This is a genomic window from Pseudomonas marginalis (assembly GCF_001645105.1).
GTDB lineage: Bacteria > Pseudomonadota > Gammaproteobacteria > Pseudomonadales > Pseudomonadaceae > Aquipseudomonas > Aquipseudomonas petroselini.
In genome coordinates this window covers 143,788-167,270 of the sequence record NZ_LKEG01000052.1, presented here as the reverse complement: position 1 = coordinate 167,270, position 23,483 = coordinate 143,788, and the positions used below count along the sequence as shown (strand labels likewise).

The window sequence follows — 23,483 nt, the reverse complement described above, 5'->3', positions numbered from 1 at the left end:
TGGGTATGGCGCCTGCATAAGTATCCGCAGGCCGACTCACGAGGTCGCCCTCACCACCAAAAATGACAACAAATCATGAGGCCAACATGCTTAAACACGCAGTCCTTCCGTTATTAGTGAGCGCTGGCCTTATGGCCGCCGCCCCCGTAGCCCTTGCGGCAACTAACCTGGTGTTCTGCTCCGAAGGGAGCCCGGCCGGTTTTGATCCAGGCCAGTACACCACCGGAACAGACTTCGATGCCTCGGCCGAAACCATGTTCAACCGCCTGACCCAGTTCGAACGCGGCGGCACCGCTGTGATTCCTGGGCTGGCCACCAGCTGGGACGTGTCCCCGGATGGCTTGACCTACACTTTCCACCTGCGTGATGGCGTCAAGTTCCACACCACCGCGTACTTCAAGCCGACCCGTACCTTCAATGCCGATGACGTGCTGTTCACGTTCAACCGCATGATCAACAAGGACGATCCGTTCCGCAAAGCCTACCCCACCGAGTTCCCGTACTTCACGGACATGGGGATGGACACCAACATCAAGAACATCGAGAAAGTCGATGAGCACACGGTCAAGTTCACCCTTGGCACTGTGGACGCCGCCTTTATCCAGAACCTGGCAATGAGCTTCGCGTCGATCCAGTCGGCTGAATACGCCGCCCAACTGTTGAAAGAAGGCAAGGCCTCGGACATCAACCAGAAACCGGTCGGTACTGGCCCGTTCGTGTTCAAGAGCTACCAGAAAGACTCGAACATCCGTTACACCGGCAACAAGGACTACTGGAAACCTGAAGACGTCAAGATCGATAACCTGATCTTCGCCATCACCACCGACCCGTCGGTGCGTATCCAGAAGCTGAAGAAAAACGAATGCCAGATCACCCTGTTCCCGCGTCCGGCCGACCTCAAGGCGCTGGAAGCCGACAAGGACCTGAAACTGCCGAACCAGGCCGGTTTCAACCTGGGCTACATCGCCTACAATGTCATGGACAAGGTCAAGGGCAGCGACCAGCCCAACCCGCTGGCTGACCTGCGCGTGCGCCAGGCGCTGGACATGTCGGTGAACAAGCAACAGATCATCGACTCCGTGTACCAGGGCGCCGGTCAACTGGCCGTCAACGCCATGCCGCCGACCCAATGGTCGTATGACACCACCATCAAGGACGCCAAGTACGATCCTGAGAAAGCCAAGGCACTGCTCAAGGAAGCTGGCGTCAAGGAAGGGACCGAAATCGTTCTGTGGGCCATGCCAGTTCAGCGTCCGTACAACCCGAACGCCAAGCTGATGGCTGAAATGCTGCAAAACGACTGGAAGAAGATCGGTCTGAACGTGAAAATCACCAGCTACGAGTGGGGCGAGTACATCAAGCGCTCCAAAGGTGGCGAGAACCAGGCCATGATCATTGGCTGGAGCGGTGACAATGGTGACCCGGACAACTGGCTGAACGTGCTGTTCGGCTGCGACTCGCTGTCCGGTAACAACTTCTCCAAATGGTGCGACAAGAAATTCGACGGCATCGTGAAAGAAGCCAAGGCCACATCGGATGTCGCCAAACGCACCGAGCTGTATAAGCAGGCGCAACATATCCTCAAAGATGCAGTCCCGATGACACCTATCGCGCACTCGACGGTGTATCAACCCATGCGCAACACCGTGCAGGACTTCAAGATCAGCCCGTTTGGCTTGAACTCCTTCTACGGCGTGAGCGTAAGCGGCAAGTAAGAAGCCTTGACGGCGACGTTTCATAACGTCGCCGTTATTGCATCCGCCTGGCCAGTAGGCAACAGGCCGTGCTCGCAATCGTTGCGTCCTACAGCAATGAACTGCGAAGCGCGACGCCATTGCCTACAAGGTCAATCCGATTTGGCGCATTTACTGCGAAGTCCGAGACCCATAACGTCGTAGGACAGCAGAAGCTGCTAACACGGAAAGGCACTTGCTGCGTGTGGGATCAGTGATGTTCCCCTGGCCGTACGCCAGGGGGGTTGCTCGCTGATGACAATTACAAACAAGGATCGGGATCGTCATGCGCCATACCACCGTTCTATCCGCAATTTTTGGCACCAGCCTGTTGGCTGCGGCCACGATGGGCTATGCCGCCGACAAAAAGAGCCTGGTGTTCTGCTCGGAAGGCAGCCCGGCAGGCTTTGACACCGCGCAATACACCACCGCCACCGATAACGATGCGGCCGAACCGCTGTACAACCGCCTGGTTGAGTTTGAAAAGGGCGAGACCGGTGTCGTACCTGCGCTGGCAACCAAGTGGGATATTTCGCCAGATGGCCTGACCTACACCTTTCACCTGCGCGAAGGGGTGAAATTCCACAGCAACAAGGAATTCAAACCGACGCGGGACTTCAACGCCGACGATGTGCTGTTCACCTTCAACCGCATGCTTGACGCCGACCATCCGTTTCGCAAGGCCTACCCCACCGAGTTTCCGTACTTCAACGGGATGAGCCTGAACAAGAACATTGCCAAGGTCGAGAAAACCGACCCGCACACCGTGGTGATGACCCTGAACACGGTCGACGCCGCGTTTATCCAGAACATCGCCATGAGCTTCGCCGCGATCCTGTCGGCCGAATATGCCGAGCAACTGCTCAAGACCGGCAGGCCCAGCGACATCAACCAGAAGCCCATCGGCACCGGCCCTTTCGTGTTCCAGCGGTACCAGAAAGATTCGCAGATCCGGTACGTGGCCAACAAACAGTACTGGGACCCGAGCAAGGTCAAGCTGGACCAGTTGATCTTCGCCATCAACACCGACGCGTCGGTGCGGGTGCAAAAGCTCAAGGCGGGCGAATGCCAAGTGACGCTGCATCCGCGCCCGGCTGACGTCGACGCCCTCAAGGCCGACCCAAACCTGCAACTGCTGACCAAGCCGGGTTTCAACCTCGGCTATATCGCCTACAACGTGCGCCACAAGCCGTTCGACCAGCTCGAAGTGCGCCAGGCGCTGGACATGGCGGTGAACAAGCAGAGCATTCTGAACGCCGTGTACCAAGGCGCAGGGCAACTGGCGGTCAACGCCATGCCGCCGACGCAGTGGTCCTACGACGACAGTATCCAGGACGCCGCCTACAACCCGGAAAAGGCCAAGGAACTGCTCAAGGCCGCCGGCGTGAAGGAAGGCACCGAAATCACCCTATGGGCGATGCCGGTACAACGCCCGTACAACCCCAATGCCAAGCTGATGGCCGAGATGCTGCAAAGCGACTGGGCCAAGATCGGCCTCAAGGTCAAGATCGTCAGCTACGAGTGGGGCGAGTACATCAAGCGCACCAAGAACGGTGAGCACGATGTGAGCCTGATCGGCTGGACGGGCGACAACGGTGACCCGGACAACTGGCTGGGCACCCTCTACAGCTGCGACGCCATCGGCGGGAACAACTACTCCATGTGGTGTGACCCGGCGTACGACAAGCTGATCAAGCAAGCCAAGGTCGTGACCGACCGCGAACAAAGGACTGTTCTCTACAAACAGGCGCAGCAACTGCTCAAGCAGCAGGTGCCGATCACGCCAGTCGCCCACTCGACGGTCAACCAGCCGTTAAGCGCCAAAGTCGAAGGTTTCAAGGTCAGCCCCTTCGGCCGCAACGTGTTCTCGGGCGTCAGTATCACCCCATAAGAAAATAACCGGATTGCGCAGGGCGGCCCCCGCGTTGCTGCAAACGCGCGGCCTTTTGTTGGGATTTTTCCTACGCCAAACGTTTGCATGAGCTTGAACGAGTTACACACCCAATAGCCGGATCACCAAAAAAGACCGGCATTAAAAAGAGAACCAAAGGAGCTTCATTCATGAAACTGAGCAGCAAAGCGCTTCTGGCCCTGGCCATCAGCACCATCACGGCTACCGCCTACGCTGAAACCACCAGCCAGGACTTCGTTCCGACCACCCTGGCCGGCACCAGCGCGCAAAGCGAGGCCAAAGGCTTTATCGACGGTCAAAGCCTGGGCGGTACAACCCGTAACTGGTATGCGAACGAAATGAAGTTTCGCAACGACCGCTTCAGCTACCGTAAAGACGGTGTGAAGACGCCGATCTCCCGTCGTATCAACTGGGCCCAAGGCACCATCCTCAACTACACCTCGGGCTTCACCCAAGGCACTGTAGGGGTCAGCACTGAAGTTGCTGCTTACAACTTCATCGCCCTTGATCGCGACCGCAAGGATATCGCCGGCGGCTCCAACCGTACCCTGGCGGATTCCGGCGGTGACGCTGTAGGCCAGTGGAGCAAACTGGGCCTGGCCAACGTCAAGTTCCGTGTGTCCAACACCACCTTGACCGCCGGTCGCCAGAATTTCAGCACCGGTATCGTCGACACCATCGGCAACCGCGCCCTGCCTTCAAGCTTTGAAGGTGTGAGCTTCAACAGCGAAGAGTTCAGCAACCTGTCGTTCCAGGGCGGTATCTTCGACCGCGTTTCGCCGCGTACCGAGCAGAGCCTGTCGAAATTCCGTTCCGAATACGGCAATGGCCAGGAAACCGACAAGGTCAAAACCCTGGGCTTCAACTACCAGCCGTTCAAGAGCCTGAAAACCAGCGTGTTCGCCGCTAACGTCGAAGACTTCTGGAACCAGTACTACTTCGGTGCCACCCACGAATTGGGTGATGCACAGACCCTGGCACTGACCACCGGCCTGAACTACTACAAAACCACCGACACCGGCAGCAAGAAGATGGGCAACATCGACAACGACACCTACTCGTTGTCCCTGGGCCTGACTCACCAAGCCCACAGCCTGACCTTCTCGTACCAGGAAGTGAACGGTGACGAGTACTTCGACTACCTGCACGAAACCAACGGCATCTACCTGGCCAACTCCCTGACTTCGGACTTCAACAGCCCGAACGAGAAGTCCTTCCAGATCGCCTACGGCATCAACATGGCCGAATACGGCGTGCCAGGCCTGAAGTTCAACGTCTACTCGGCTCGCGGTTGGGGCATCGACGGTACTCACTACAAAGGCACCGCCTACGGCGAAGCCGGCGCGTCGCGCAGCGACTTGCGCCTGATGGACGGCGAGAAGCACCAGGAATACGGTGTTGGCTCGTCCTACGCGATCCAGAGCGGCCCACTCAAGGCCACTACCATTCGTGCAACCTACGTGACTCACCGTGCCAGCTCCGAACAAGCTGACGGCAACATCAAAGAGTTCCGCCTGGTCACCACCATCCCATTCAACATTCTTTAATTAGCGCCAGGTAGACGGCGGGCTCAGGACGAGCCCGCCGTCTACGCTTGTCTGGTCCCATCGATTGCAGAGGGCTCTGAATGAAAATGCTCCCGCTACAAGCCGCTATGGCTGCCGCGCTGTTGAGCGTGGCGATCGGCGTTTCGGCCAAACCGCTGGTGGTCTGCACCGAAGCCAGCCCGGAAGGTTTCGACCCGGTCCTGTACACCACGGCCGTGACCGCTGACGCCGCTGCTGAAACCATGTTCAACCGCCTGGTGGACTTCAAGCCCGGCACCACCGAAGTGATCCCCGCGCTGGCCAAAGACTTGCCCGAGATCAGCGCCGATGGCCTGACCTACACCTTCCACCTGCGTGACGACATCAAGTTCCACACCACCGACTACTTCAAACCCACGCGCAACATGAACGCCGACGACGTGCTTTGGAGCTTCCAGCGCCAGCTGGACCCGAATCACCCATGGCATAAACAGTCCCTCGTGGGCTATCCGTACTTCGAAAGTATGGGTTTCAAGGAACTGCTCAAGAGCGTAGAGAAGACCGACGATTACACGGTCGTCTTTACCCTGACCCGTCCTGAAGCACCGTTTTTGGCCGACCTGGGCATGGCGTTCTCTTCCATCCATTCGAAGGAATACGCCGACCAGTTGCTCAAATCCGGCAAGACCGAAGACCTCAACGCCAAGCCCATCGGCACTGGCCCGTTCATCTTCACCCGTTATCAGAAAGACGCCCAGGCGCGATTCAAGGCCAACCCCGACTACTTCCGCGGCAAGCCGGCAGTCGACCCGCTGATCCTGGCGATCAGCACCGATAACAACGTGCGCCTGCAGAAACTCAAGGCCAACGAATGCCAGATCGCGCTGTTCCCCAAGCCGGATGACATTCCAAGCATCAAGAAAGACCCAAACCTGAAAGTCGATGAATTGGCGGCGATGACCACCAGTTACACCGCGCTGAACACCACCCACAAATACATGAGCGATGCGCGGGTCCGTCACGCAATCAACATCGCGTTCGACAAGGCCGGCTATACCGAAGCCCTGTTCGGCAAAGGCAATGCGGTGGTGGGGACCGGCCCTTATCCGCCGACCTTGCTGGGTTTCAGCGACAAACTGAAAAACCCGCCTCGCGACCTGGACAAGGCCCGCGCCCTGCTCAAGGAAGCCGGCGTACCGGAAGGCACCGAATTCACCCTGTTCACCCGTAACGGCGGCGGTCCGACCAACCCCAACCCGATGCTCGGCGCCCAGCGCATGCAAGCGGATCTGGCGCAGATTGGCCTGAAGGTCAATATCAGAGTCATGGAATGGGGCGAGATGCTCAAGCGTGCTAAAAACGGCGAGCACGACATGGTCTCGGCTGGCTGGGTCGGTGATAACGGCGACCCGGACAACTTCCTCACGCCAAACCTGAGTTGCGATGCTGCAAAAAACGGCGAAAACTACGCACGTTGGTGCAACAAAGAGTTTCAAGACTTGATCGACAAGGCGCGCGCCATCGCTGAACCCGGCCAGCGCGCTGCACTCTATGAACAAGCACAGGACGTTTTCGACAAGGACCAACCATGGCTTCCCATGGCTTACCCGAAACTGTTCACCGCCATGCGCAAGAACGTAGAAGGCTTTACCCAAAGCCCTCTAGGTACAAATAACTTCGCCACTACCCAGGTGAAGTAATAAGAGAAACGCTCGGCACCGCCCACCAGGGTGGTGCCGGACCTGCCTAACCGGCTGATTGAGGTACACCACAAGATGTTTAGTTTTATTGCCCGCCGACTGGGGTTATTGATCCCCACGTTTTTCGGCATAACGTTGCTCACGTTTGCGTTGATTCGCATGATCCCTGGCGACCCCGTCGAAGTCATGATGGGCGAGCGGCGCGTCGACCCCGAGATGCACGCACAGGCAATGGAACGCCTTGGCCTTAACAAGCCGTTGTATGCGCAATACCTGGATTACGTCGGCAAGCTCGCCCAGGGCGACCTTGGCGAATCGTTGCGCACCCGCACCAGCGTGTGGACTGAATTCACCGCCCTCTTCCCGGCGACCCTGGAACTGTCCATGGCCGCCCTGTTGTTCGCCGGTATCCTGGGCCTGTTGGCCGGGGTGATCGCGGCCTTGAAGCGAGGATCCCTGTTCGACCATGGGGTGATGGGCATCTCCCTCGCGGGCTATTCGATGCCGATCTTCTGGTGGGGCCTGATCCTGATCATGTTCTTCTCGGTAAGCCTGGGCTGGACCCCGGTTTCCGGGCGTATCGACCTGCTCTACGACATCGAGCCGCGCACCGGCTTCATGCTGATCGACACCCTGCTGGCTGACGAGCCGGACGCGTTTTGGGATGCGCTGCACCACCTGATCCTGCCGGCCATCGTGCTCGGTACCATCCCGTTGGCGGTGATCGCACGGATGACCCGTTCGTCGATGCTCGAAGTGCTGCGCGAAGACTACATCCGTACCGCCAAGGCCAAGGGCCTTTCGCCGGCACGCGTGGTATTCGTGCACGGCCTGCGTAACGCGCTGATCCCGGTATTGACCGTGGTTGGCCTGCAAGTCGGCACCCTGCTGGCCGGTGCGGTATTGACCGAAACCATCTTCTCGTGGCCCGGCATCGGCAAATGGCTGATCGAAGCCATTGGCGCGCGGGACTACCCGGTGGTGCAGAACGGCATCCTGCTGATCGCCTGCCTGGTGATCCTGGTGAACTTCGTGGTGGATATCCTCTACGGCTTCGCCAACCCACGCATCCGTCACCAGCGCTGAGATCATGACCATGACCACACCTACTCAAGTGTCAGCAGTCGATCAAAGCCTGCTGTACCCGTCCCCGTACAAAGAATTCTGGCAAGCCTTCTCCAAGAACAAAGGCGCGGTTGCCGGCCTGCTGTTCATGGTGCTGATCGTGTTCTGCGCGATCTTCGCCCCGTGGGTTGCCCCGCATAACCCGAGCGAGCAATACCGCGACTTCCTGCTGACCCCGCCGTCGTGGCTGGAAGGCGGGCAGATCCAGTTCCTGCTCGGCACCGACGAGCTTGGCCGTGACTTGCTCTCGCGTCTTATCCAAGGCTCGCGCCTGTCGTTGCTGATCGGTTTGTCGTCGGTGGTGATGTCGCTGATCCCGGGCATCCTGTTGGGCCTGTTCGCCGGGTTCTTCCCGCGCTTGCTCGGCCCGACCATCATGCGCCTGATGGACATCATGCTGGCCCTGCCCTCGCTGCTGCTGGCGGTGGCCATTGTCGCGATCCTCGGCCCTGGCCTGATCAACACCGTGATCGCGATCGCCATCGTGTCGCTGCCGTCCTATGTCCGCCTGACCCGCGCTGCAGTGATGGGCGAGCTGAACCGTGACTATGTGACTGCCGCCCGCCTCGCCGGCGCCGGGCTGCCACGCCTGATGTTCATCACCGTGCTGCCTAACTGCATGGCACCGCTGATCGTCCAGGCCACCCTGAGTTTCTCTTCGGCGATCCTCGATGCTGCGGCCCTGGGCTTCCTTGGCCTTGGCGTACAACCGCCGACCCCTGAGTGGGGCACCATGCTGGCTTCGGCCCGTGACTACATCGAACGCGCCTGGTGGGTGGTGAGCCTGCCGGGTTTGACCATTTTGCTCAGCGTGCTGGCAATCAACTTGATGGGCGACGGTCTGCGCGATGCGCTGGACCCGAAACTCAAGAACGCCGCCTGAGGAGATTCCCATGTCACTGTTAGAAATCAAGAATCTCAACGTGCGCTTCGGCGACAAGACCGCCGTGCCGGTGGTCGATGGCCTCGACATTACCGTCGACAAAGGCGAAGTCCTGGCGATTGTTGGCGAGTCGGGCTCGGGTAAATCCGTGACCATGATGGCGCTGATGGGCCTGATCGAGCACCCCGGCATCGTCACCGCCGACGCGCTGAACTTCGACGGCAAGGACATGCTCAAGCTGAGCAACCGCCAGCGTCGCCAGATCGTCGGTAAAGACCTGGCGATGGTATTCCAGGACCCGATGACCGCGCTGAACCCCAGCTACACCGTGGGTTTCCAGATTGAAGAAGTGCTGCGCCTGCACCTGAAGATGTCCGGCAAGCAAGCGCGCAAGCGCGCCATCGAACTGTTGGAAAAGGTTGAAATCCCCGGCGCTGCCAGCCGTATGGACGCCTACCCGCACCAACTGTCCGGCGGTATGAGCCAGCGCGTGGCAATCGCCATGGCGATTGCCGGCGAGCCGAAGCTGCTGATCGCCGACGAACCGACCACCGCGTTGGACGTGACCATCCAGGCGCAGATCATGGAACTGCTGCTGGCCCTGCAGAAAGAACAGAACATGGGCCTGGTGCTGATCACCCACGACCTCGCGGTCGTGGCCGAAACCGCCCAGCGCGTGTGCGTGATGTACGCCGGCCAAGCCGTGGAAGTCGGCCAGGTGCCGCAACTGTTCGACATTCCGGCGCACCCGTACAGCGAAGCCCTGCTCAAGGCGATTCCCGAGCACAGCCTCGGCGCCACGCGCCTGGCCACGCTGCCGGGTATCGTGCCCGGTCGTTATGACCGCCCGCAGGGTTGCCTGCTGTCGCCGCGCTGCCCGTATGTGCAGGAATCCTGCCGTACCCAGCGGCCTGGGCTTGATCCGAAAAGCAACAGCCTTGCGCGCTGCTTCTACCCCTTGAACCAGGAGGTGGCGTAATGGCCGTCGTTCTTACCGCCCGCGACCTCACCCGTCACTACGAAGTGTCCCGTGGCCTGTTCAAGGGCCATGCGTTGGTACGCGCGCTTAATGGCGTGTCGTTTGAACTGGAAGCCGGCAAGACCCTCGCCGTGGTAGGCGAGTCGGGTTGCGGCAAATCCACCCTGGCCCGTGCGCTCACGCTGATTGAAGAGCCGTCTTCGGGCTCCTTGAAAATCGCCGGCCAGGAAGTGGCCGGCGCCGACAAGGCCCAGCGCAAGCAATTGCGCAAAGACGTGCAGATGGTGTTCCAGAGCCCGTATGCCTCGTTGAACCCACGCCAGAAGGTCGGCGATCAACTCGGCGAGCCGTTGCTGATCAATACCAACCTGTCGGCCGCCGAACGCCGCGAGAAAGTCCAGGCGATGATGAAGCAAGTGGGCCTGCGCCCTGAGCATTATCAGCGCTACCCGCACATGTTCTCCGGTGGTCAGCGCCAGCGCATCGCCCTGGCCCGCGCCATGATGCTGCAACCGAAAGTGCTGGTGGCGGATGAACCGACCTCGGCACTCGACGTGTCGATCCAGGCCCAGGTGCTCAACCTGTTCATGGATTTGCAGCAGGAATTCAACACCGCCTACGTGTTCATTTCCCACAACCTCGCGGTGGTGCAACACGTCGCCGATGACGTGATGGTGATGTACCTCGGCCGCCCGGTGGAAGTCGGCCCCAAGGAAGACATCTACGCCCGGCCGCTGCACCCGTACACCCAGGCGCTGCTGTCGGCCACCCCGACCATCCACCCGGACCCGAGCAAGCCGAAGATCAAGATCGTCGGCGAATTGCCCAACCCCCTGAACCCGCCGCCTGGCTGCGCGTTCCACAAACGCTGCCCGTACGCGACCCAGCGGTGCAGCACCGAGGAGCCGCAGCTGCGGCCGTTGGATAACCGCCAAGTGGCTTGCCATTACGCGGAGCAGTTTGTGGCTTAAAGCAACACGCTCCCTCAGGGGAGTTGCTCTTGTGGCGAGGGAGCTTGCTCCCGTTCGACTGCGTAGCAGTCGCCCGCTTTTGCGGGCGCTTCGCACCCCAGCGGGAGCAAGCTCCCTCGCCACAACAGCCCGCGCCCACAGGGATTAAGCAGTGGTAACGCGTTTCACAGCCCTTCCCACCCGGTTGCGCATCAGCCGGGTGGGAGGGGCTTTCTTTTGGTCAAGACCTACGTTTGGCTGTCGCCATCATCGTCGTCCGGGTCGTCACCGTCCGGCTCGTTCGTGGTGGAGTCATCATCGTCCTTGCTGCCACCCTGATCCTGGTCCCCAGGCTCAGCTTCAGACTTGGCCAACTGCAGGCCCTTGTCATGCGACGCCGAAAAGCTCGCCTGACCGCTCTGCACCGGGTTATGTGCCCAGGCCGCCGACATACCCAACGACATCAGCACCAGCATCTTTATCAACAGCACGACTCGTTGAAAAATACTCATGGTCGATTTCCGTCCAGTCAGTAGATGAAACCCGAACGACAGTGATCCACCGTCGCCAGTCCTTGAAGCTAGTTGTGATACTGGGTTTGCGCCAGCTATCAGGTGTCCCCGTCATCATAGGTTTCGCTGTCTTCCCCTTCGTTGTAGGGGTTTTCTGCGTCCTCTTTCGGGGCAGGCTGAGCCTGAGGTTGCCAACTGCCGGAGTTAACCTCCTGCTGCTTTTTCTTGGTGACAGGGCCGGTGTCTTTCCATTGGGGCGTTCCGGCGCCTGCAAGCGCCAATGAGGCGGACAACCCCAAAGCCCCGAGCAGCACCAGTTGAATGGCGCGTTGAGTTATACGCACGGTGGCCTCCTATTCCGTCGATGGGTAAGTGAAATACCTGAAACGCTAGACGGGATGTAAGGTTCTCGCCAATTCCACGCCTGGCCGAAAGCAAAATGTGGGAGGGGCCATGAAAAAGGGCGAAGCCATCACAGCTTCGCCCTGTTCCTTACCGCTCAGACCTTAATGGTGCTCGCGAGTCGCACGGAATTTCACATCCGGCCAGCGCTCTTCCATCAGTGCCAAATTGACTCGGGTCGGCGCCAGGTAGGTCAAATGACCACCACCATCCACCGCGAGGTTTTCCACCGCCTTGTTGGAAAACTCTTCCAACTTCTTCTTATCGCTGCAATCGATCCAACGCGCGGAGTACACGGTGATCGGCTCATACGAGCACTCAACCTTGTATTCCTCTTTCAAGCGGCTCGCGACCACATCGAACTGCAGCACACCGACGGCGCCGAGGATGATGTCGTTGCTGCGCTCAGGGAAGAACACCTGGGTGGCCCCCTCTTCCGCCAATTGCTGCAAGCCTTGGCGCAGTTGCTTGGATTTGAGCGGGTCACGCAGGCGCACGCGGCGGAACAGTTCCGGGGCGAAGTGCGGGATGCCGGTGAAGCTCAGGGACTCGCCTTCGGTGAAGGTGTCGCCGATCTGGATGGTGCCGTGGTTGTGCAGGCCGATGATGTCGCCGGCGAAGGCTTCTTCGAGCTGTTCACGCTCGGAGGAGAAGAACGTCAGGGCGTCGCCGATGCGCACGTCCTTGCCGGTGCGCACGTGGCGCATCTTCATGCCTTTGTCGTATTTGCCGGAGCAGATGCGCATGAAGGCGATGCGGTCGCGGTGTTTAGGGTCCATGTTCGCCTGGATCTTGAACACGAAGCCGGAGAACTTCTCTTCCACCGGCTCCACGGTGCGCTCGTTGGCGACACGGGGCAGCGGGCGCGGGGCCCAGTCCACGACAGCGTCGAGCACGTGATCGACACCGAAGTTGCCCAGGGCGGTCCCGAAGAACACCGGGGTCAGTTGGCCGTCGAGGAATTCCTGCTGGTTGAACGCGTGGCAGGCGCCTTGCACCAGTTCCAGCTGGTCGACAAAACGGTCGTACTCGTCGCCCAGGTGGGCGCGGGCTTCGTCGGAGTCAAGCTTCTCGATGATCTTGACGTCGGTGCGCTCGTGGCCATGGCCGGCGGTGTAGACAATGATGTAGTCGTCGGCCAGGTGGTACACGCCCTTGAAGTCGCGGTAGCAACCGATCGGCCATGTGATCGGCGCGGCCTTGATCTTCAGGACGGCTTCGATTTCATCGAGCAACTCGATCGGGTCGCGGATATCGCGGTCGAGTTTGTTGATGAAGCTGACGATCGGCGTGTCACGCAAGCGGCACACGTCCATCAACGCGATGGTCCGTGGCTCGACGCCTTTACCGCCGTCGAGGACCATCAAGGCCGAGTCCACCGCCGTCAGGGTGCGGTAGGTGTCTTCGGAGAAGTCTTCGTGGCCTGGGGTGTCGAGCAGGTTGACCATGTGGTCGCGATACGGGAACTGCATGACCGACGTGGTAATGGAGATACCCCGTTGTTTTTCCATTTCCATCCAGTCGGAGGTGGCATGGCGGTCGGACTTGCGGGATTTCACCGTGCCGGCCACCGCGATTGCCTTGCCCATCAGCAACAGCTTCTCGGTGATGGTGGTTTTACCGGCATCGGGGTGGGAAATAATGGCGAAAGTGCGGCGTTTCGCGACTTCGGCGGCCTGGTGGGTCATGGGAAATCGCCTGGCAGGTGAGTCAAAAAAGGGCGGCGAGTATAGCGCAAACCCAGGAGGACGGACCACCGTTCAGCCCATTGGGGGTGGCTAAATGCTGCCAAGTGTGGAACCTTTTAAAAGGTAGAGACGTCCACTCCCCTGCTACCGCACTCGGAACAGGGGCTGATAAATCAGCAAGTTAGCCTGACGAGGCTGCGCTCATGGCTCGATCGCATACCGCGTTGCCGGTTTCGGCGAGCTGCATTTCGCGACCACATTCAGAGGCAGCCAGGCATGGCATTGCCGCCGGAGAATGTGGGCGCCGACAGAAGAAAAAAGGAGTCCGCCTGTGGCTATTCGCTATGGCAAAGGGCTGATAGGAGGAGCGGTTGTCGTCGCCCTCTTGGCCCTGCTGGTCCACTGGATCGGCATCAACACGATCGAACTGTACCGCGACGATTTGTTGTTTTACCTGCAAGCTCATTTGATCCTCGTTCTAGTCTCCATGCTGGCCGCCCTGATTGTGGGCATCCCCGCCGGTATCCTGCTCAGCCGACCGAACATGGTCGGGCGCGCAGAACGCTTCATGCAGATCTTCAACATCGGTAACACCGTCCCGCCCCTGGCCGTACTGGCCATCGCCCTCGGCGTTCTTGGCATCGGCAGCGGCCCGGCCATTTTCGCGCTGTTCCTCGCCTCCCTCCTGCCTATCGTGCGCAACACCTACGAAGGCCTGAAAAACGTTCAAGGCTCGCTGAAAGAAGCCGCCACCGGCATCGGCATGACGCCGCGCCAGGTGCTGTTTCGCGTGGAATTGCCCAACGCCGTGCCGATCATCATCGGCGGTGTGCGCGTGGCCCTGGCCATCAACGTCGGCACCGCACCGCTGGCGTTCCTGATTGGTGCCAACAGCCTCGGCAGCCTGATCTTCCCCGGCATCGCCCTGAACAATCAGCCGCAATTGCTGCTCGGCGCCGCGTGCACCGCGTTGCTGGCGTTACTGCTTGACGGTCTGGTGACCATGGCCAGCCGCCTCTGGCTGGAACGTGGGTTGCGTCCGTCTTAAGGCTTGGCAAAGGAAATCACATGAAAAGACTGACTCTGATATTGAGCTGCGTCCTGCTGTTTGCAGGCATTGCGCAAGCCGCTGAAAAACCGTTGATCCGCATCGGCGCCCGGGTGTTCACCGAACAGACCCTGCTGGCCGAAATCACCTCCCAGTACCTGCGCACCAAGGGCTATCAAACCCAGGTGACCGGCGGCCTGGGCAGCAACCTGGCGCGCAGTGCCCAGGAAAGCGGGCAACTGGACCTGCTGTGGGAATACACCGGCGTGTCGCTGGTGGCCTACAACCATGTCGACGAGAAACTCGACAGCGAACAGTCCTACGCTCGGGTTAAAGAACTCGACGCGAAAAAAGGCCTGGTCTGGCTCTCGCCGTCGCGCTTCAGCAACACCTACGCGCTGGCGTTGCCCGAGAACGTGGCCAAGGAATTCCCGCAGATCAATAGCATCAGCGACCTGACCCAAGCCCTGGCGGAAAAAACCAAAGGCACGCGCCTGGTGGCCCTGGACACCGAGTTCGCCAACCGTTCCGACGGCATGGGCGGCATGGTCAAGCTGTACGACATGAACCTGACCCGCAAAAACACCCGGCAGATGGACGCGGGCCTGGTTTACACCGCGCTGCGTAATGGCCAAGTGTTCGCCGGCCTGGTCTACACCACCGACGGTCGCCTGAACGCCTTCAAGCTCAAGCTGCTGGAAGACGACAAGCACTACTTCCCGGACTACACCGCTGCACCGGTGATTCGTCAGCAATACCTCGACCAGCACCCTCAGTTGGCCGCTGAGCTCAAGCCGCTGGCCGATCTGTTCGATGACAAAACCATGCGCGAGCTGAATGCGCGGGTCGACGTCGAGCATGAAAGCCCGTCCGCCGTGGCCGCAGATTTTCTGCGCCAGCATCCGATCAACTAAAGAGGAGAAGACATGGAATTTTTAAACGCCTTTTCCCATCTTGATTGGGCCCAAGTCCTGCATCTGACCTGGCAGCACATCACCCTGGTCGGCATCGCGGTGATCCTGGCAATCGTCGTAGGCGTGCCCCTGGGCGTGCTGATGACCCGCTTCCCCACCTTGGCCGGCCCGCTGCAAGCCAGCGCCACGGTGCTGCTGACCGTGCCGTCGATCGCCTTGTTCGGCCTGCTGCTGCCGTTCTACTCCAAGTTCGGCCAGGGCCTGGGGCCGATGCCGGCGATCACCGCCGTGTTCCTCTACTCCCTGCTGCCGATCATGCGTAACACCTACCTCGCCCTCACCGGCGTGGAACCGGGTATCCGTGAAGCCGCCAAAGGCATCGGCATGACCTTCGGCCAGCGCCTGCGCATGGTCGAGCTGCCCATCGCCGTGCCGGTGATCCTCGCCGGTGTGCGCACCGCCGTGGTGATGAACATTGGTGTGATGACCATCGCCGCCACCATCGGCGCCGGTGGCCTGGGTGTACTTATTCTGGCTTCTATCAGCCGCAGCGACATGTCGATGCTGATCGTCGGCGCCGTGCTGGTCAGTCTCCTGGCCATCTTCGCCGACCTGCTTCTGCAATGGCTGCAACGCTCGCTGACTCCACAAGGACTGCTCAAATGATCGAACTTCAAAACCTGACCAAGACTTTTCAAAGCAACGGCAAGACTGTTTCCGCCGTCAACGACGTAAGCCTGACCGTCAACGAAGGCGAAATTTGCGTATTCCTCGGCCCATCGGGTTGCGGCAAGAGCACCACGCTGAAAATGATCAACCGCCTGATCAAGCCCACTTCGGGCAAGATTCTGATCAACGGCGAAGACACCACCGACCTCGACGAAGTGACCCTGCGTCGCAACATCGGCTATGTGATCCAGCAGATCGGCCTGTTTCCGAACATGACCATCGAGGAAAACATCGTGGTCGTGCCCAAGCTGTTGGGTTGGGACAAACAAAAATGCCACGACCGCGCCCGCGAGTTGATGAGCATGATCAAGCTGGAACCCAAGCAGTACCTGCATCGCTACCCGCGTGAGCTGTCCGGTGGCCAGCAACAGCGCATCGGCGTGATCCGCGCACTGGCGGCCGATGCGCCGTTGCTGCTGATGGATGAGCCGTTCGGCGCGGTCGACCCGATCAACCGCGAGATGATCCAGAACGAATTCTTCGAGATGCAGCGCGCGCTGAACAAGACCGTGATCATGGTCAGCCACGACATCGACGAAGCCATCAAGCTCGGTGACAAGATCGCCATCTTCCGCGCCGGCAAGCTGCTGCAGATCGATCACCCGGACACGCTGCTGGCGCACCCGGCCGACGAATTCGTCAGCAACTTCGTGGGCCAGGACAGCACCCTCAAGCGCCTGCTGCTGGTGAAGGCCGAAGATGCCGCGGACAACGCGCCGTCGGTGAGCCCGGAAACGCCGGTGGCCGAGGCCCTGGAGCAAATGGACGAACTGGACCGTCGCTACGTGGTGGTCACCTGCGCCGAGAACAAAGCGCTGGGTTACGTGCGCCGCCGCGACCTGCACCGTCAGACCGGTACCTGTGGCCAGTATCTGCGTGAGTTCAACGCCACCGCGGCGTATGACGAGCATTTGCGCATCCTGTTGTCGCGCATGTATGAGTTCAACCGTTCGTGGTTGCCGGTGATGGATGCGGAGCGGGTGTTCCTGGGTGAGGTGACGCAGGAGTCGATTGCCGAGTACCTGAGCTCCGGTAAGTCGCGTGGGGGCAAGACCAGTATCGTGTCGCCGGCTGAGACTGCCCTGGCCTGACCTGACATAACACAGGTAAAAATGTGGGAGGGGGCTTGCTCCCGATGGCGGTGTTTCAGTCACTTCATCAGTCACTGATCCACCGCCATCGGGAGCAAGCCCCCTCCCACATTTAGCCTCCGGTGTGTCAGGGAAATGCCCTCAATTTCCCTTCAGCGGGGAACATCATTCCGTCACACCGGTCGGTTACATAAGTAGCTGCACGGCATCGCGCGACGAACGCGTGCAAAAACGCGACATTTTTAGTTGATCTATGGCCCCTCACGTCCTAAAGTTCGCGCCGAACGTCCATGCTGGAAACGATCCATCCGGCTCAAGTACTGACGACGAGACAGCAAGGCCAAGGGACGCAAGTGATCCCATGGCCTTTTTGCTTTCGGCGACATGCCTTGGGAAGTAGGCGAACCAAAGTGGGGATACGGAGGACGTTCATTTGCACCCATTGCTAATTTCAGTTTGCCCTTAGGAGTTCCCAGCATGTCGATCAATGTCGAAGATTATTTCGCGCGCGCCACGTTTGACAAAATGAAGGCGTTCGCCGACAAGCAAGAAACCCCATTCGTGGTGATCGACACCGCGATGATCAGCCAGGCCTACGATGACCTGCGCGCCGGTTTCGAATTCGCCAAGGTCTATTACGCCGTCAAGGCCAACCCGGCCGTCGAGATCATCGACCTGCTCAAGGATAAAGGCTCAAGCTTCGACATCGCGTCGATCTACGAGCTGGACAAAGTGATGGACCGTGGCGTCAGCGCCGACCGTATCAGCTACGGCAACACCATCAAGAAATCCAAGGACATCCGCTACTTCTACGAGAAGGGCGTGCGCCTGTTCTCCACCGACTCCGAAGCCGACCTGCGCAACATCGCCAAGGCCGCGCCGGGTTCGAAAGTGTATGTGCGTATCCTCACCGAAGGCTCGACCACGGCTGACTGGCCTTTGTCGCGCAAATTCGGCTGCCAGACCGACATGGCCATGGACCTGCTGATCCTCGCCCGCGACCTGGGCCTGGTGCCGTACGGCATCTCGTTCCACGTCGGCTCGCAACAGCGTGACATCAGCGTGTGGGACGCGGCGATCGCCAAGGTCAAAGTGATCTTCGAGCGCCTGAAAGAAGAAGACAATATCCACCTCAAGCTGATCAACATGGGCGGCGGCTTCCCGGCCAACTACATCACCCGCACCAACAGCCTGGAAACCTATGCCGAAGAAATCATCCGCTTCCTCAAGGAAGATTTCGGCGACGACCTGCCGGAAATCATCCTGGAACCGGGCCGTTCGTTGATCGCCAACGCCGGCATCCTGGTCAGTGAAGTGGTGCTGGTGGCGCGTAAATCCCGTACCGCCGTCGAGCGTTGGGTGTACACGGATGTGGGCAAGTTCTCCGGCCTGATCGAAACCATGGACGAAGCCATCAAGTTCCCAATCTGGACCGAGAAAAAGGGCGAGATGGAAGAAGTGGTGATCGCCGGTCCTACCTGCGACAGCGCCGACATCATGTACGAGAACTACAAGTACGGCCTGCCGCTGAACCTGGCGATCGGTGACCGTTTGTACTGGCTGTCGACCGGTGCGTACACCACCAGCTACAGCGCGGTTGAGTTCAATGGCTTTCCGCCGCTGAAATCGTTCTACGTGTAAGGCTGCGAAAAAGGGCCCATGACAGGTCATGGGCCCTGTTTTTATACCACTACATCCTTGCGAACAACTTTTCCTTGCACGTCAATGCACATGTCCATCCTGCCATCTCCGGTGGTATCCAGCCGGAAGAACGTTCGCCCAAAGGCACGGTCGTAACTCACCAGCACATCACCCGGCTTGGTAAGAAACGTCGGATTGACTGGATCCTGCGGTTTACTGTGATCAAGTGGCAATTGGGAGACGAAGGTCAGAGTCCCTAATTTCTTGCTCAGCCCTGAAAGATCAATCTTGTCTTTGCCGCTGACAAAATCCATCACCCAGTTCGCTTTTCCGCTGGACGCGCCGTCAAAGACAAATGTGTTCGGCCCCGCACCACCCCACATCTGTGCTCCTCCACTGCCCCCGTACATGACATCCTCGCCAGGTCCGCCTCGGAGCACATTGAAGACTTCATTGCCGATCAGGATATTCCTGCCTTTGCCGCCCCTGGCCTCTTCGATCACGGCCCCCTCAGCGATGCCGACATTACGACTCAAGCCACCGACCGAGGACAGCGAGCCTGCATTGAGGTTAATCACCTGGTTTTGGCTGAACCCTGAGAAATCGAGCGTGTCCCAACCGCCGCCATCCCAGACGGCAAACAGCGGTTTGTCGTCGGAAGAAGTAAGGCTGGAGTGTTCTCGGCCAGAGTTAGAATTGAAACCGTAAGTAGTGTCGCCCGCGCGCGTGGCGTGGTTGGCACCGTAGGTTTTTTGCAGGGCTGCTATGTCATCGATCATCAGGCTGACCGGTCCCCCACTGTCTTCCGCCTCGGAAAATAACGGGGTGTTGTAGCTCATGATTGAGTAATTTTTCCAATTTTCCTGATAATCGGGAAGACCTTCCTCCTCGGAGTCGCCGTGGGGATGACTCAAACCCACAATATGCCCGATCTCGTGAATCAAGTTTTCACGCCAGATGTCATCTCCAAATCCTTCAAGAAAACCGCCGTCTTCTTTTTCGTTGAACCGGCTCGCCTGATCCGTATTGCGCATCCAGACATGCCCTGGGCGCTCAGGACCCTGGGGGTCTGGAAAAAAACCGGACCCCCGGATGGGGCTGACGTTACTGCCAGTGTCATAACCATTGTAAATCAGATGCCCCTCAGCGCCGCCGCCCGCCTTTTCGGTGAACGATATATTGGCAATATCGGCATACTCTTGTTGCGCGGTCCTGACATAGTCTTTTTGACGAGCATTTAACGGAACAAATTTTCGGGCCTTGTTGCGGCTATCGATTTGGTCTTTTTTGAAGCTGTCTGGCTCAACGGTCGAGAACTCATAAGTTAACTCCGTCCTGCCGTTATGGTTGCTATCGTGCCAACTGTGATCTGTTCGAGTAAGCCGATCGGCGACCTGCTTGCCGGTCAGCGAAAGTTCCTCATCTGCAGAGGATGGCTCTTTACCCCGCTCATTACGGCTGAGTTGCCGTTGCACCCATTCGTAACCCGTGCGCGAAACAGGGGGTTGAGTGACAGACGTCATGGACATTGCTCCTTGCTTTGTTAAAGACGGTGCCCGAGTTGTGGCACCTGTTTATCGACTAGCGACAAACAGGAACGTTGTCATCCCGCCTTGCAGCAAAGAATCTGTCTTCTCCTGACAGAGACACGAAAAAGTAAACGCGCTGGGCAAGAAGCCTGAGTCTTTATGCGTAAGAAAAAACCACTTCGCGGGGTTGTTCAGCCACCTGAACAGTGCGCTGGCTGTCTTCGCGCACCAGGCTTTGCGTCCAGAAGAACGCGGCGTAGCGCGCGCCACGGGCGCACGGCGTTGTCGATATGAACAGGGGGTTCTGCCACAAACGCTCCAGCATCGCCGCGCCGATTTTCTTGGCCAGCGGGTGGACTTCGGACAGGCACTGCTGTCCACCCGTTTCCACTTCTAAGCAGCAGCGCCACGCAGCAAAAAGCCCCACGCATCGGATGCGTGGGGCTTTTGCGTGTTAAAAAGAATGTTTCTCGACAAGCCACGGCATAATGCGCGCCGTGCCCTACCCATTCAGACAGACGAGGCGGTTAGACGTGTTGAAGAAAACCCTGTTCCAGTTGCACTGGTTCTTCGGCATTACCGCCGGGCTGGTGCTGGCCTTGATGGGGGTCAGCGGGGCTGCGGTCTCGTTCCAGGATGAAATACTGCAGGCGCTCAACCCCAGCGTACTGACCGTGGAAAAACGCGACGCCGGCGTACTGCCGCCCGCCGAACTGGTGCGCAAGCTGGAGGCCACTGAAGGCCAGACAGTGGCCATGCTGTTCGTGGAAAGTGAAAGCGGCAAGGCTGCGCGCGTGTTCTTCACCCCCCCGCCTGGCGAACGCCGTGGTCAGTTGCGTTATTTCGATCCCTACACCGGCGACTACATGGGCGACGTGGTCGGCCAGGACGTCTTCGGGTTCCTGCTGCAATTCCACCGTTTCCTCGTACTGGGCGACACCGGGCGAAACATCACCGGCGCGTGCACGCTGATCCTGGTGTTCTTCTGCCTCTCTGGCTTGTACCTGCGCTGGCCGCGCCAGGCGGCAAACTGGCGAGCCTGGCTGACGTTGGACTGGCGCAAAAAAGGCCGCGCCTTCAACTGGGACCTGCACTCGGTATTCGGCACCTGGTGCCTGCTGGCCTATCTGTTTTCGGCGCTGACCGGTTTGTATTGGTCCTACGACTGGTACAGCCAGGGCCTGACCCAACTGCTGTCCGACGCCCCGCAACATGAACGGGTTCGCAAGCGCGGCCCGGCGCCCGAAGGTGCCGCGCCGGTGGCCAATTACGCGGCTATGTGGAGCAGCATCTACAGCAACGCCGGCCCCGGCCTGAGCGCTTACAACATCCGTATGCCAGCGGTCGCCGGGCAACCGGCCACCGTCTTCTACTTGCTGAAAGACTCGCCCCATGACCGCGCGTTGAACCAGATCAATCTGGACCCGGCCACTGGCGAGGTCAAATCCCACGATAGGTACGCGAGCAAAAGCCTCGGCTCCAGACTGCTGACCAGCGTCTACGCCTTGCACACCGGCAGTTACTTCGGCCTGGCCGGGCGGATTGTCCTGACCGTCAGCTCACTGCTGATGCCGTTGTTCTTCATCACCGGCTGGCTGCTGTACCTCGACCGTCGCCGCAAAAAGCGCCAGGTGCGTGATGCCCGCAAAGGTCTGAGCGCCAACCACAGCGACGCCCCGGCCTGGCTGATCGGCTTTGCCAGCCAGAGCGGTTTTGCCGAACAGCTTGCATGGCAAACGGCAGGGCAATTGCAGGCGGCCGGTTTGCCGGTGAAGGTGCAGCCGCTGGGCAGCGTCAGCCAGGACGACCTGCGCCAGTCGGAAAATGCACTGTTTGTGGTCAGCACCTTCGGCGACGGCGAAGCCCCCGACAGCGCCCGCGGCTTCGAGCGCAGCGTGCTCGGCCAGGACCTGTCCCTGAGTGGCCTGAACTACTCGGTGCTGGCCCTGGGTGATCGCCAATACGAGCACTTCTGCGGCTTTGCGCGGCGCCTGCACTTCTGGCTGACCAATCAGGGCGGCAATCCCTTGTTCGCCCCGGTCGAAGTGGACAGCGGTGACACCACCGCCCTGCTGCACTGGCAACAACAACTTGGCCAGCTCACCGGCCACGCCCCGGCAGCCGCTTGGCCGACGGCCCAGTACGAAAACTGGACGCTCAGCCAACGCACCCTGCTCAACCCCGACAGCAGCGGCTCGCAGGTCTATTTGCTGGGCCTCACCTCGCCTGCGCCACACACCTGGCAAGCCGGCGACCTGGTTGAAGTGCTGCCCCGCAATGGTCCCCGGGCCATCGAACACTTTCTCGAAGGCCTGGGCCTGGCCGGCAGCGATGCCGTAGTGTTCGAAGGCTTGGCGCAGTCCCTCAACCAAGCCCTGGCCACCCGCCAACTGCCGGACAACCGCGCTCATCTGGTGGGCCTGCATGCCCAGGCGCTGGTGAACGCGCTGGTGCCCCTGGGCATGCGCGAATACTCCATCGCCTCGATTGCCAGCGAGGGCGTGCTGGAGTTGATCGTGCGCCAAGAACGCCACCCCGACGGCAGCCTGGGCCTGGCGAGTGGCTGGCTCACCGAGCACGCCGCCATCGGCTCAAGCATCAGCCTGCGCCTGCGCCGTAACAGCGGTTTTCACCTGCCGGAGATGCCGGTGCCCCTGATCCTGCTGGGCAACGGCACCGGCCTGGCCGGCCTGCGCAGCTTGCTCAAGGCGCGCATTGCCGACGGCCAGCAGCGCAACTGGCTACTCTTTGGCGAGCGCAATATCGCCCACGACTACCTGTGCCAGAACGAGCTGCAAGGCTGGCTGGCCAGTGGTGATCTGGCGTTGCTGGACTTGGCGTTTTCCCGCGATCAGGAAGAGAAAATCTATGTGCAGGATCGCCTGCGTGAATCGGCCGAGGTGCTGCGTAAGTGGCTGGCGGAGGGCGCGGCGATTTATGTGTGCGGGAGTTTGCAGGGGATGGCGGCTGGGGTGGATCAGGCGCTGGCGGACATTCTCGGCAATGAAGCCGTGGAACGGCTGATCGAGCAAGGTCGCTATCGCCGGGACGTCTACTGAATCCCTGAAGTAACAATAATCAAACTGTGGGAGGGGCAAGCCTCCTCCCACAGTCTTGATGG

General features: G+C 59.8%; 18 protein-coding genes and 1 pseudogene. 14 read left to right on the top strand and 5 right to left on the bottom strand.

Going from position 1 to position 23,483, the window contains the following annotated elements:
- Nucleotides 1-86: 86 nt before the first annotated feature.
- The 8 genes from AO064_RS22865 to AO064_RS22830 all read left to right on the top strand — a co-directional run bounded on the left by AO064_RS22865 (nt 87) and on the right by AO064_RS22830 (nt 10,829).
- Nucleotides 87-1,715, top strand: a complete 1,629-nt coding sequence (locus AO064_RS22865) for an ABC transporter substrate-binding protein (RefSeq protein ID WP_064054745.1) — start codon at nt 87-89, stop codon at nt 1,713-1,715.
- Nucleotides 1,716-2,019: 304 nt separating this feature from the next.
- On the top strand, nt 2,020-3,624 hold the full coding sequence (locus AO064_RS22860; protein ID WP_064054744.1) for an ABC transporter substrate-binding protein: 1,605 nt from the start codon (nt 2,020-2,022) through the stop codon (nt 3,622-3,624).
- A 170-nt stretch (nt 3,625-3,794) separates the two neighbouring features.
- Nucleotides 3,795-5,192 (top strand): OprD family outer membrane porin, encoded by a 1,398-nt coding sequence (locus AO064_RS22855; protein WP_012722190.1) that lies wholly within the window; start codon nt 3,795-3,797, stop codon nt 5,190-5,192.
- A gap of 80 nt (nt 5,193-5,272) precedes the next feature.
- Complete coding sequence (locus AO064_RS22850) at nt 5,273-6,871, top strand: ABC transporter substrate-binding protein (RefSeq protein ID WP_064054743.1); 1,599 nt, start codon at nt 5,273-5,275, stop codon at nt 6,869-6,871.
- Nucleotides 6,872-6,946: 75 nt separating this feature from the next.
- Nucleotides 6,947-7,957, top strand: coding sequence for an ABC transporter permease subunit (locus AO064_RS22845; protein WP_003171721.1), 1,011 nt, complete (start codon nt 6,947-6,949; stop codon nt 7,955-7,957).
- 10 nt (nt 7,958-7,967) lie between these two features.
- A complete protein-coding gene (locus AO064_RS22840; protein ID WP_043204774.1) occupies nt 7,968-8,879 on the top strand; it encodes an ABC transporter permease subunit in 912 nt (303 codons plus the stop codon).
- A 10-nt stretch (nt 8,880-8,889) separates the two neighbouring features.
- The gene (locus AO064_RS22835; protein WP_012722187.1) at nt 8,890-9,858 is read left to right on the top strand and encodes an ABC transporter ATP-binding protein; all 969 of its coding nucleotides are present in this window, start codon (nt 8,890-8,892) and stop codon (nt 9,856-9,858) included.
- Complete coding sequence (locus AO064_RS22830) at nt 9,858-10,829, top strand: peptide ABC transporter ATP-binding protein (RefSeq protein ID WP_012722186.1); 972 nt, start codon at nt 9,858-9,860, stop codon at nt 10,827-10,829. Before AO064_RS22835 ends, AO064_RS22830 begins: the two co-directional genes overlap by 1 nt.
- 227 nt (nt 10,830-11,056) lie before the next feature.
- On the opposite strand, the gene AO064_RS22825 is transcribed toward AO064_RS22830, so the two are convergent.
- The 3 genes from AO064_RS22825 to AO064_RS22815 form a co-directional block, all read right to left on the bottom strand.
- Entirely contained in the window at nt 11,057-11,320 is a 264-nt protein-coding gene (locus AO064_RS22825) for a hypothetical protein (RefSeq protein WP_064054742.1), read from the bottom strand.
- A gap of 98 nt (nt 11,321-11,418) precedes the next feature.
- Nucleotides 11,419-11,664, bottom strand: coding sequence for a hypothetical protein (locus AO064_RS22820; protein ID WP_012722184.1), 246 nt, complete (start codon nt 11,662-11,664; stop codon nt 11,419-11,421).
- 162 nt (nt 11,665-11,826) lie between these two features.
- The gene (locus AO064_RS22815) at nt 11,827-13,410 is read right to left on the bottom strand and encodes a peptide chain release factor 3 (protein WP_012722183.1); all 1,584 of its coding nucleotides are present in this window, start codon (nt 13,408-13,410) and stop codon (nt 11,827-11,829) included.
- 295 nt (nt 13,411-13,705) lie between these two features.
- Here AO064_RS22815 and AO064_RS22810 point away from each other — a divergent pair, with 295 nt between their 5' ends.
- The 5 genes from AO064_RS22810 (at nt 13,706) to AO064_RS22790 (ending at nt 18,833) form a co-directional block, all read left to right on the top strand.
- Nucleotides 13,706-14,458, top strand: coding sequence for an ABC transporter permease (locus tag AO064_RS22810; protein ID WP_252120892.1), 753 nt, complete (start codon nt 13,706-13,708; stop codon nt 14,456-14,458).
- A 20-nt stretch (nt 14,459-14,478) separates the two neighbouring features.
- The gene (locus AO064_RS22805) at nt 14,479-15,372 is read left to right on the top strand and encodes a glycine betaine ABC transporter substrate-binding protein (RefSeq protein ID WP_012722182.1); all 894 of its coding nucleotides are present in this window, start codon (nt 14,479-14,481) and stop codon (nt 15,370-15,372) included.
- 12 nt (nt 15,373-15,384) lie between these two features.
- Entirely contained in the window at nt 15,385-16,038 is a 654-nt protein-coding gene (locus AO064_RS22800; RefSeq protein ID WP_064054741.1) for an ABC transporter permease, read from the top strand.
- Entirely contained in the window at nt 16,035-17,192 is a 1,158-nt protein-coding gene (locus tag AO064_RS22795; RefSeq protein WP_012722180.1) for an osmoprotectant ABC transporter ATP-binding protein OsmV, read from the top strand. The genes AO064_RS22800 and AO064_RS22795 overlap by 4 nt, the downstream gene beginning before the upstream one ends.
- A 477-nt stretch (nt 17,193-17,669) precedes the next feature.
- Entirely contained in the window at nt 17,670-18,833 is a 1,164-nt protein-coding gene (locus tag AO064_RS22790) for a type III PLP-dependent enzyme (RefSeq protein WP_032886216.1), read from the top strand.
- A 41-nt stretch (nt 18,834-18,874) separates the two neighbouring features.
- On the opposite strand, the gene AO064_RS22785 is transcribed toward AO064_RS22790, so the two are convergent.
- The gene (locus tag AO064_RS22785) at nt 18,875-20,356 is read right to left on the bottom strand and encodes a M10 family metallopeptidase C-terminal domain-containing protein (protein WP_064054740.1); all 1,482 of its coding nucleotides are present in this window, start codon (nt 20,354-20,356) and stop codon (nt 18,875-18,877) included.
- A 208-nt stretch (nt 20,357-20,564) separates the two neighbouring features.
- Nucleotides 20,565-20,642, bottom strand: a pseudogene (locus AO064_RS30775) (PKHD-type hydroxylase); the annotation flags it as partial.
- Between the two features lie 253 nt (nt 20,643-20,895).
- Here AO064_RS30775 and AO064_RS22775 point away from each other — a divergent pair.
- Nucleotides 20,896-23,421 (top strand): PepSY domain-containing protein, encoded by a 2,526-nt coding sequence (locus AO064_RS22775; RefSeq protein WP_064054738.1) that lies wholly within the window; start codon nt 20,896-20,898, stop codon nt 23,419-23,421.
- Nucleotides 23,422-23,483 lie beyond the last annotated feature (62 nt).

Bases quoted from the DNA above. Each gene is read 5' to 3' on its own strand.
- AO064_RS22795 (WP_012722180.1), top strand. From the start codon at position 16,035: ATGATCGAACTTCAAAACCTGACCAAGACTTTTCAAAGCAACGGCAAG.
- AO064_RS22800 (WP_064054741.1), top strand. From the start codon at position 15,385: ATGGAATTTTTAAACGCCTTTTCCCATCTTGATTGGGCCCAAGTCCTG.
- AO064_RS22860 (WP_064054744.1), top strand. From the start codon at position 2,020: ATGCGCCATACCACCGTTCTATCCGCAATTTTTGGCACCAGCCTGTTG.
- AO064_RS22850 (WP_064054743.1), top strand. From the start codon at position 5,273: ATGAAAATGCTCCCGCTACAAGCCGCTATGGCTGCCGCGCTGTTGAGC.
- AO064_RS22855 (WP_012722190.1), top strand. From the start codon at position 3,795: ATGAAACTGAGCAGCAAAGCGCTTCTGGCCCTGGCCATCAGCACCATC.
- AO064_RS22785 (WP_064054740.1), bottom strand. From the start codon at position 20,356: ATGACGTCTGTCACTCAACCCCCTGTTTCGCGCACGGGTTACGAATGG.
- AO064_RS22845 (WP_003171721.1), top strand. From the start codon at position 6,947: ATGTTTAGTTTTATTGCCCGCCGACTGGGGTTATTGATCCCCACGTTT.
- AO064_RS22835 (WP_012722187.1), top strand. From the start codon at position 8,890: ATGTCACTGTTAGAAATCAAGAATCTCAACGTGCGCTTCGGCGACAAG.
- AO064_RS22805 (WP_012722182.1), top strand. From the start codon at position 14,479: ATGAAAAGACTGACTCTGATATTGAGCTGCGTCCTGCTGTTTGCAGGC.
- AO064_RS22830 (WP_012722186.1), top strand. From the start codon at position 9,858: ATGGCCGTCGTTCTTACCGCCCGCGACCTCACCCGTCACTACGAAGTG.
- AO064_RS22810 (WP_252120892.1), top strand. From the start codon at position 13,706: ATGTGGGCGCCGACAGAAGAAAAAAGGAGTCCGCCTGTGGCTATTCGC.
- AO064_RS22790 (WP_032886216.1), top strand. From the start codon at position 17,670: ATGTCGATCAATGTCGAAGATTATTTCGCGCGCGCCACGTTTGACAAA.
- AO064_RS22815 (WP_012722183.1), bottom strand. From the start codon at position 13,410: ATGACCCACCAGGCCGCCGAAGTCGCGAAACGCCGCACTTTCGCCATT.
- AO064_RS22825 (WP_064054742.1), bottom strand. From the start codon at position 11,320: ATGAGTATTTTTCAACGAGTCGTGCTGTTGATAAAGATGCTGGTGCTG.
- AO064_RS22865 (WP_064054745.1), top strand. From the start codon at position 87: ATGCTTAAACACGCAGTCCTTCCGTTATTAGTGAGCGCTGGCCTTATG.
- AO064_RS22840 (WP_043204774.1), top strand. From the start codon at position 7,968: ATGACCACACCTACTCAAGTGTCAGCAGTCGATCAAAGCCTGCTGTAC.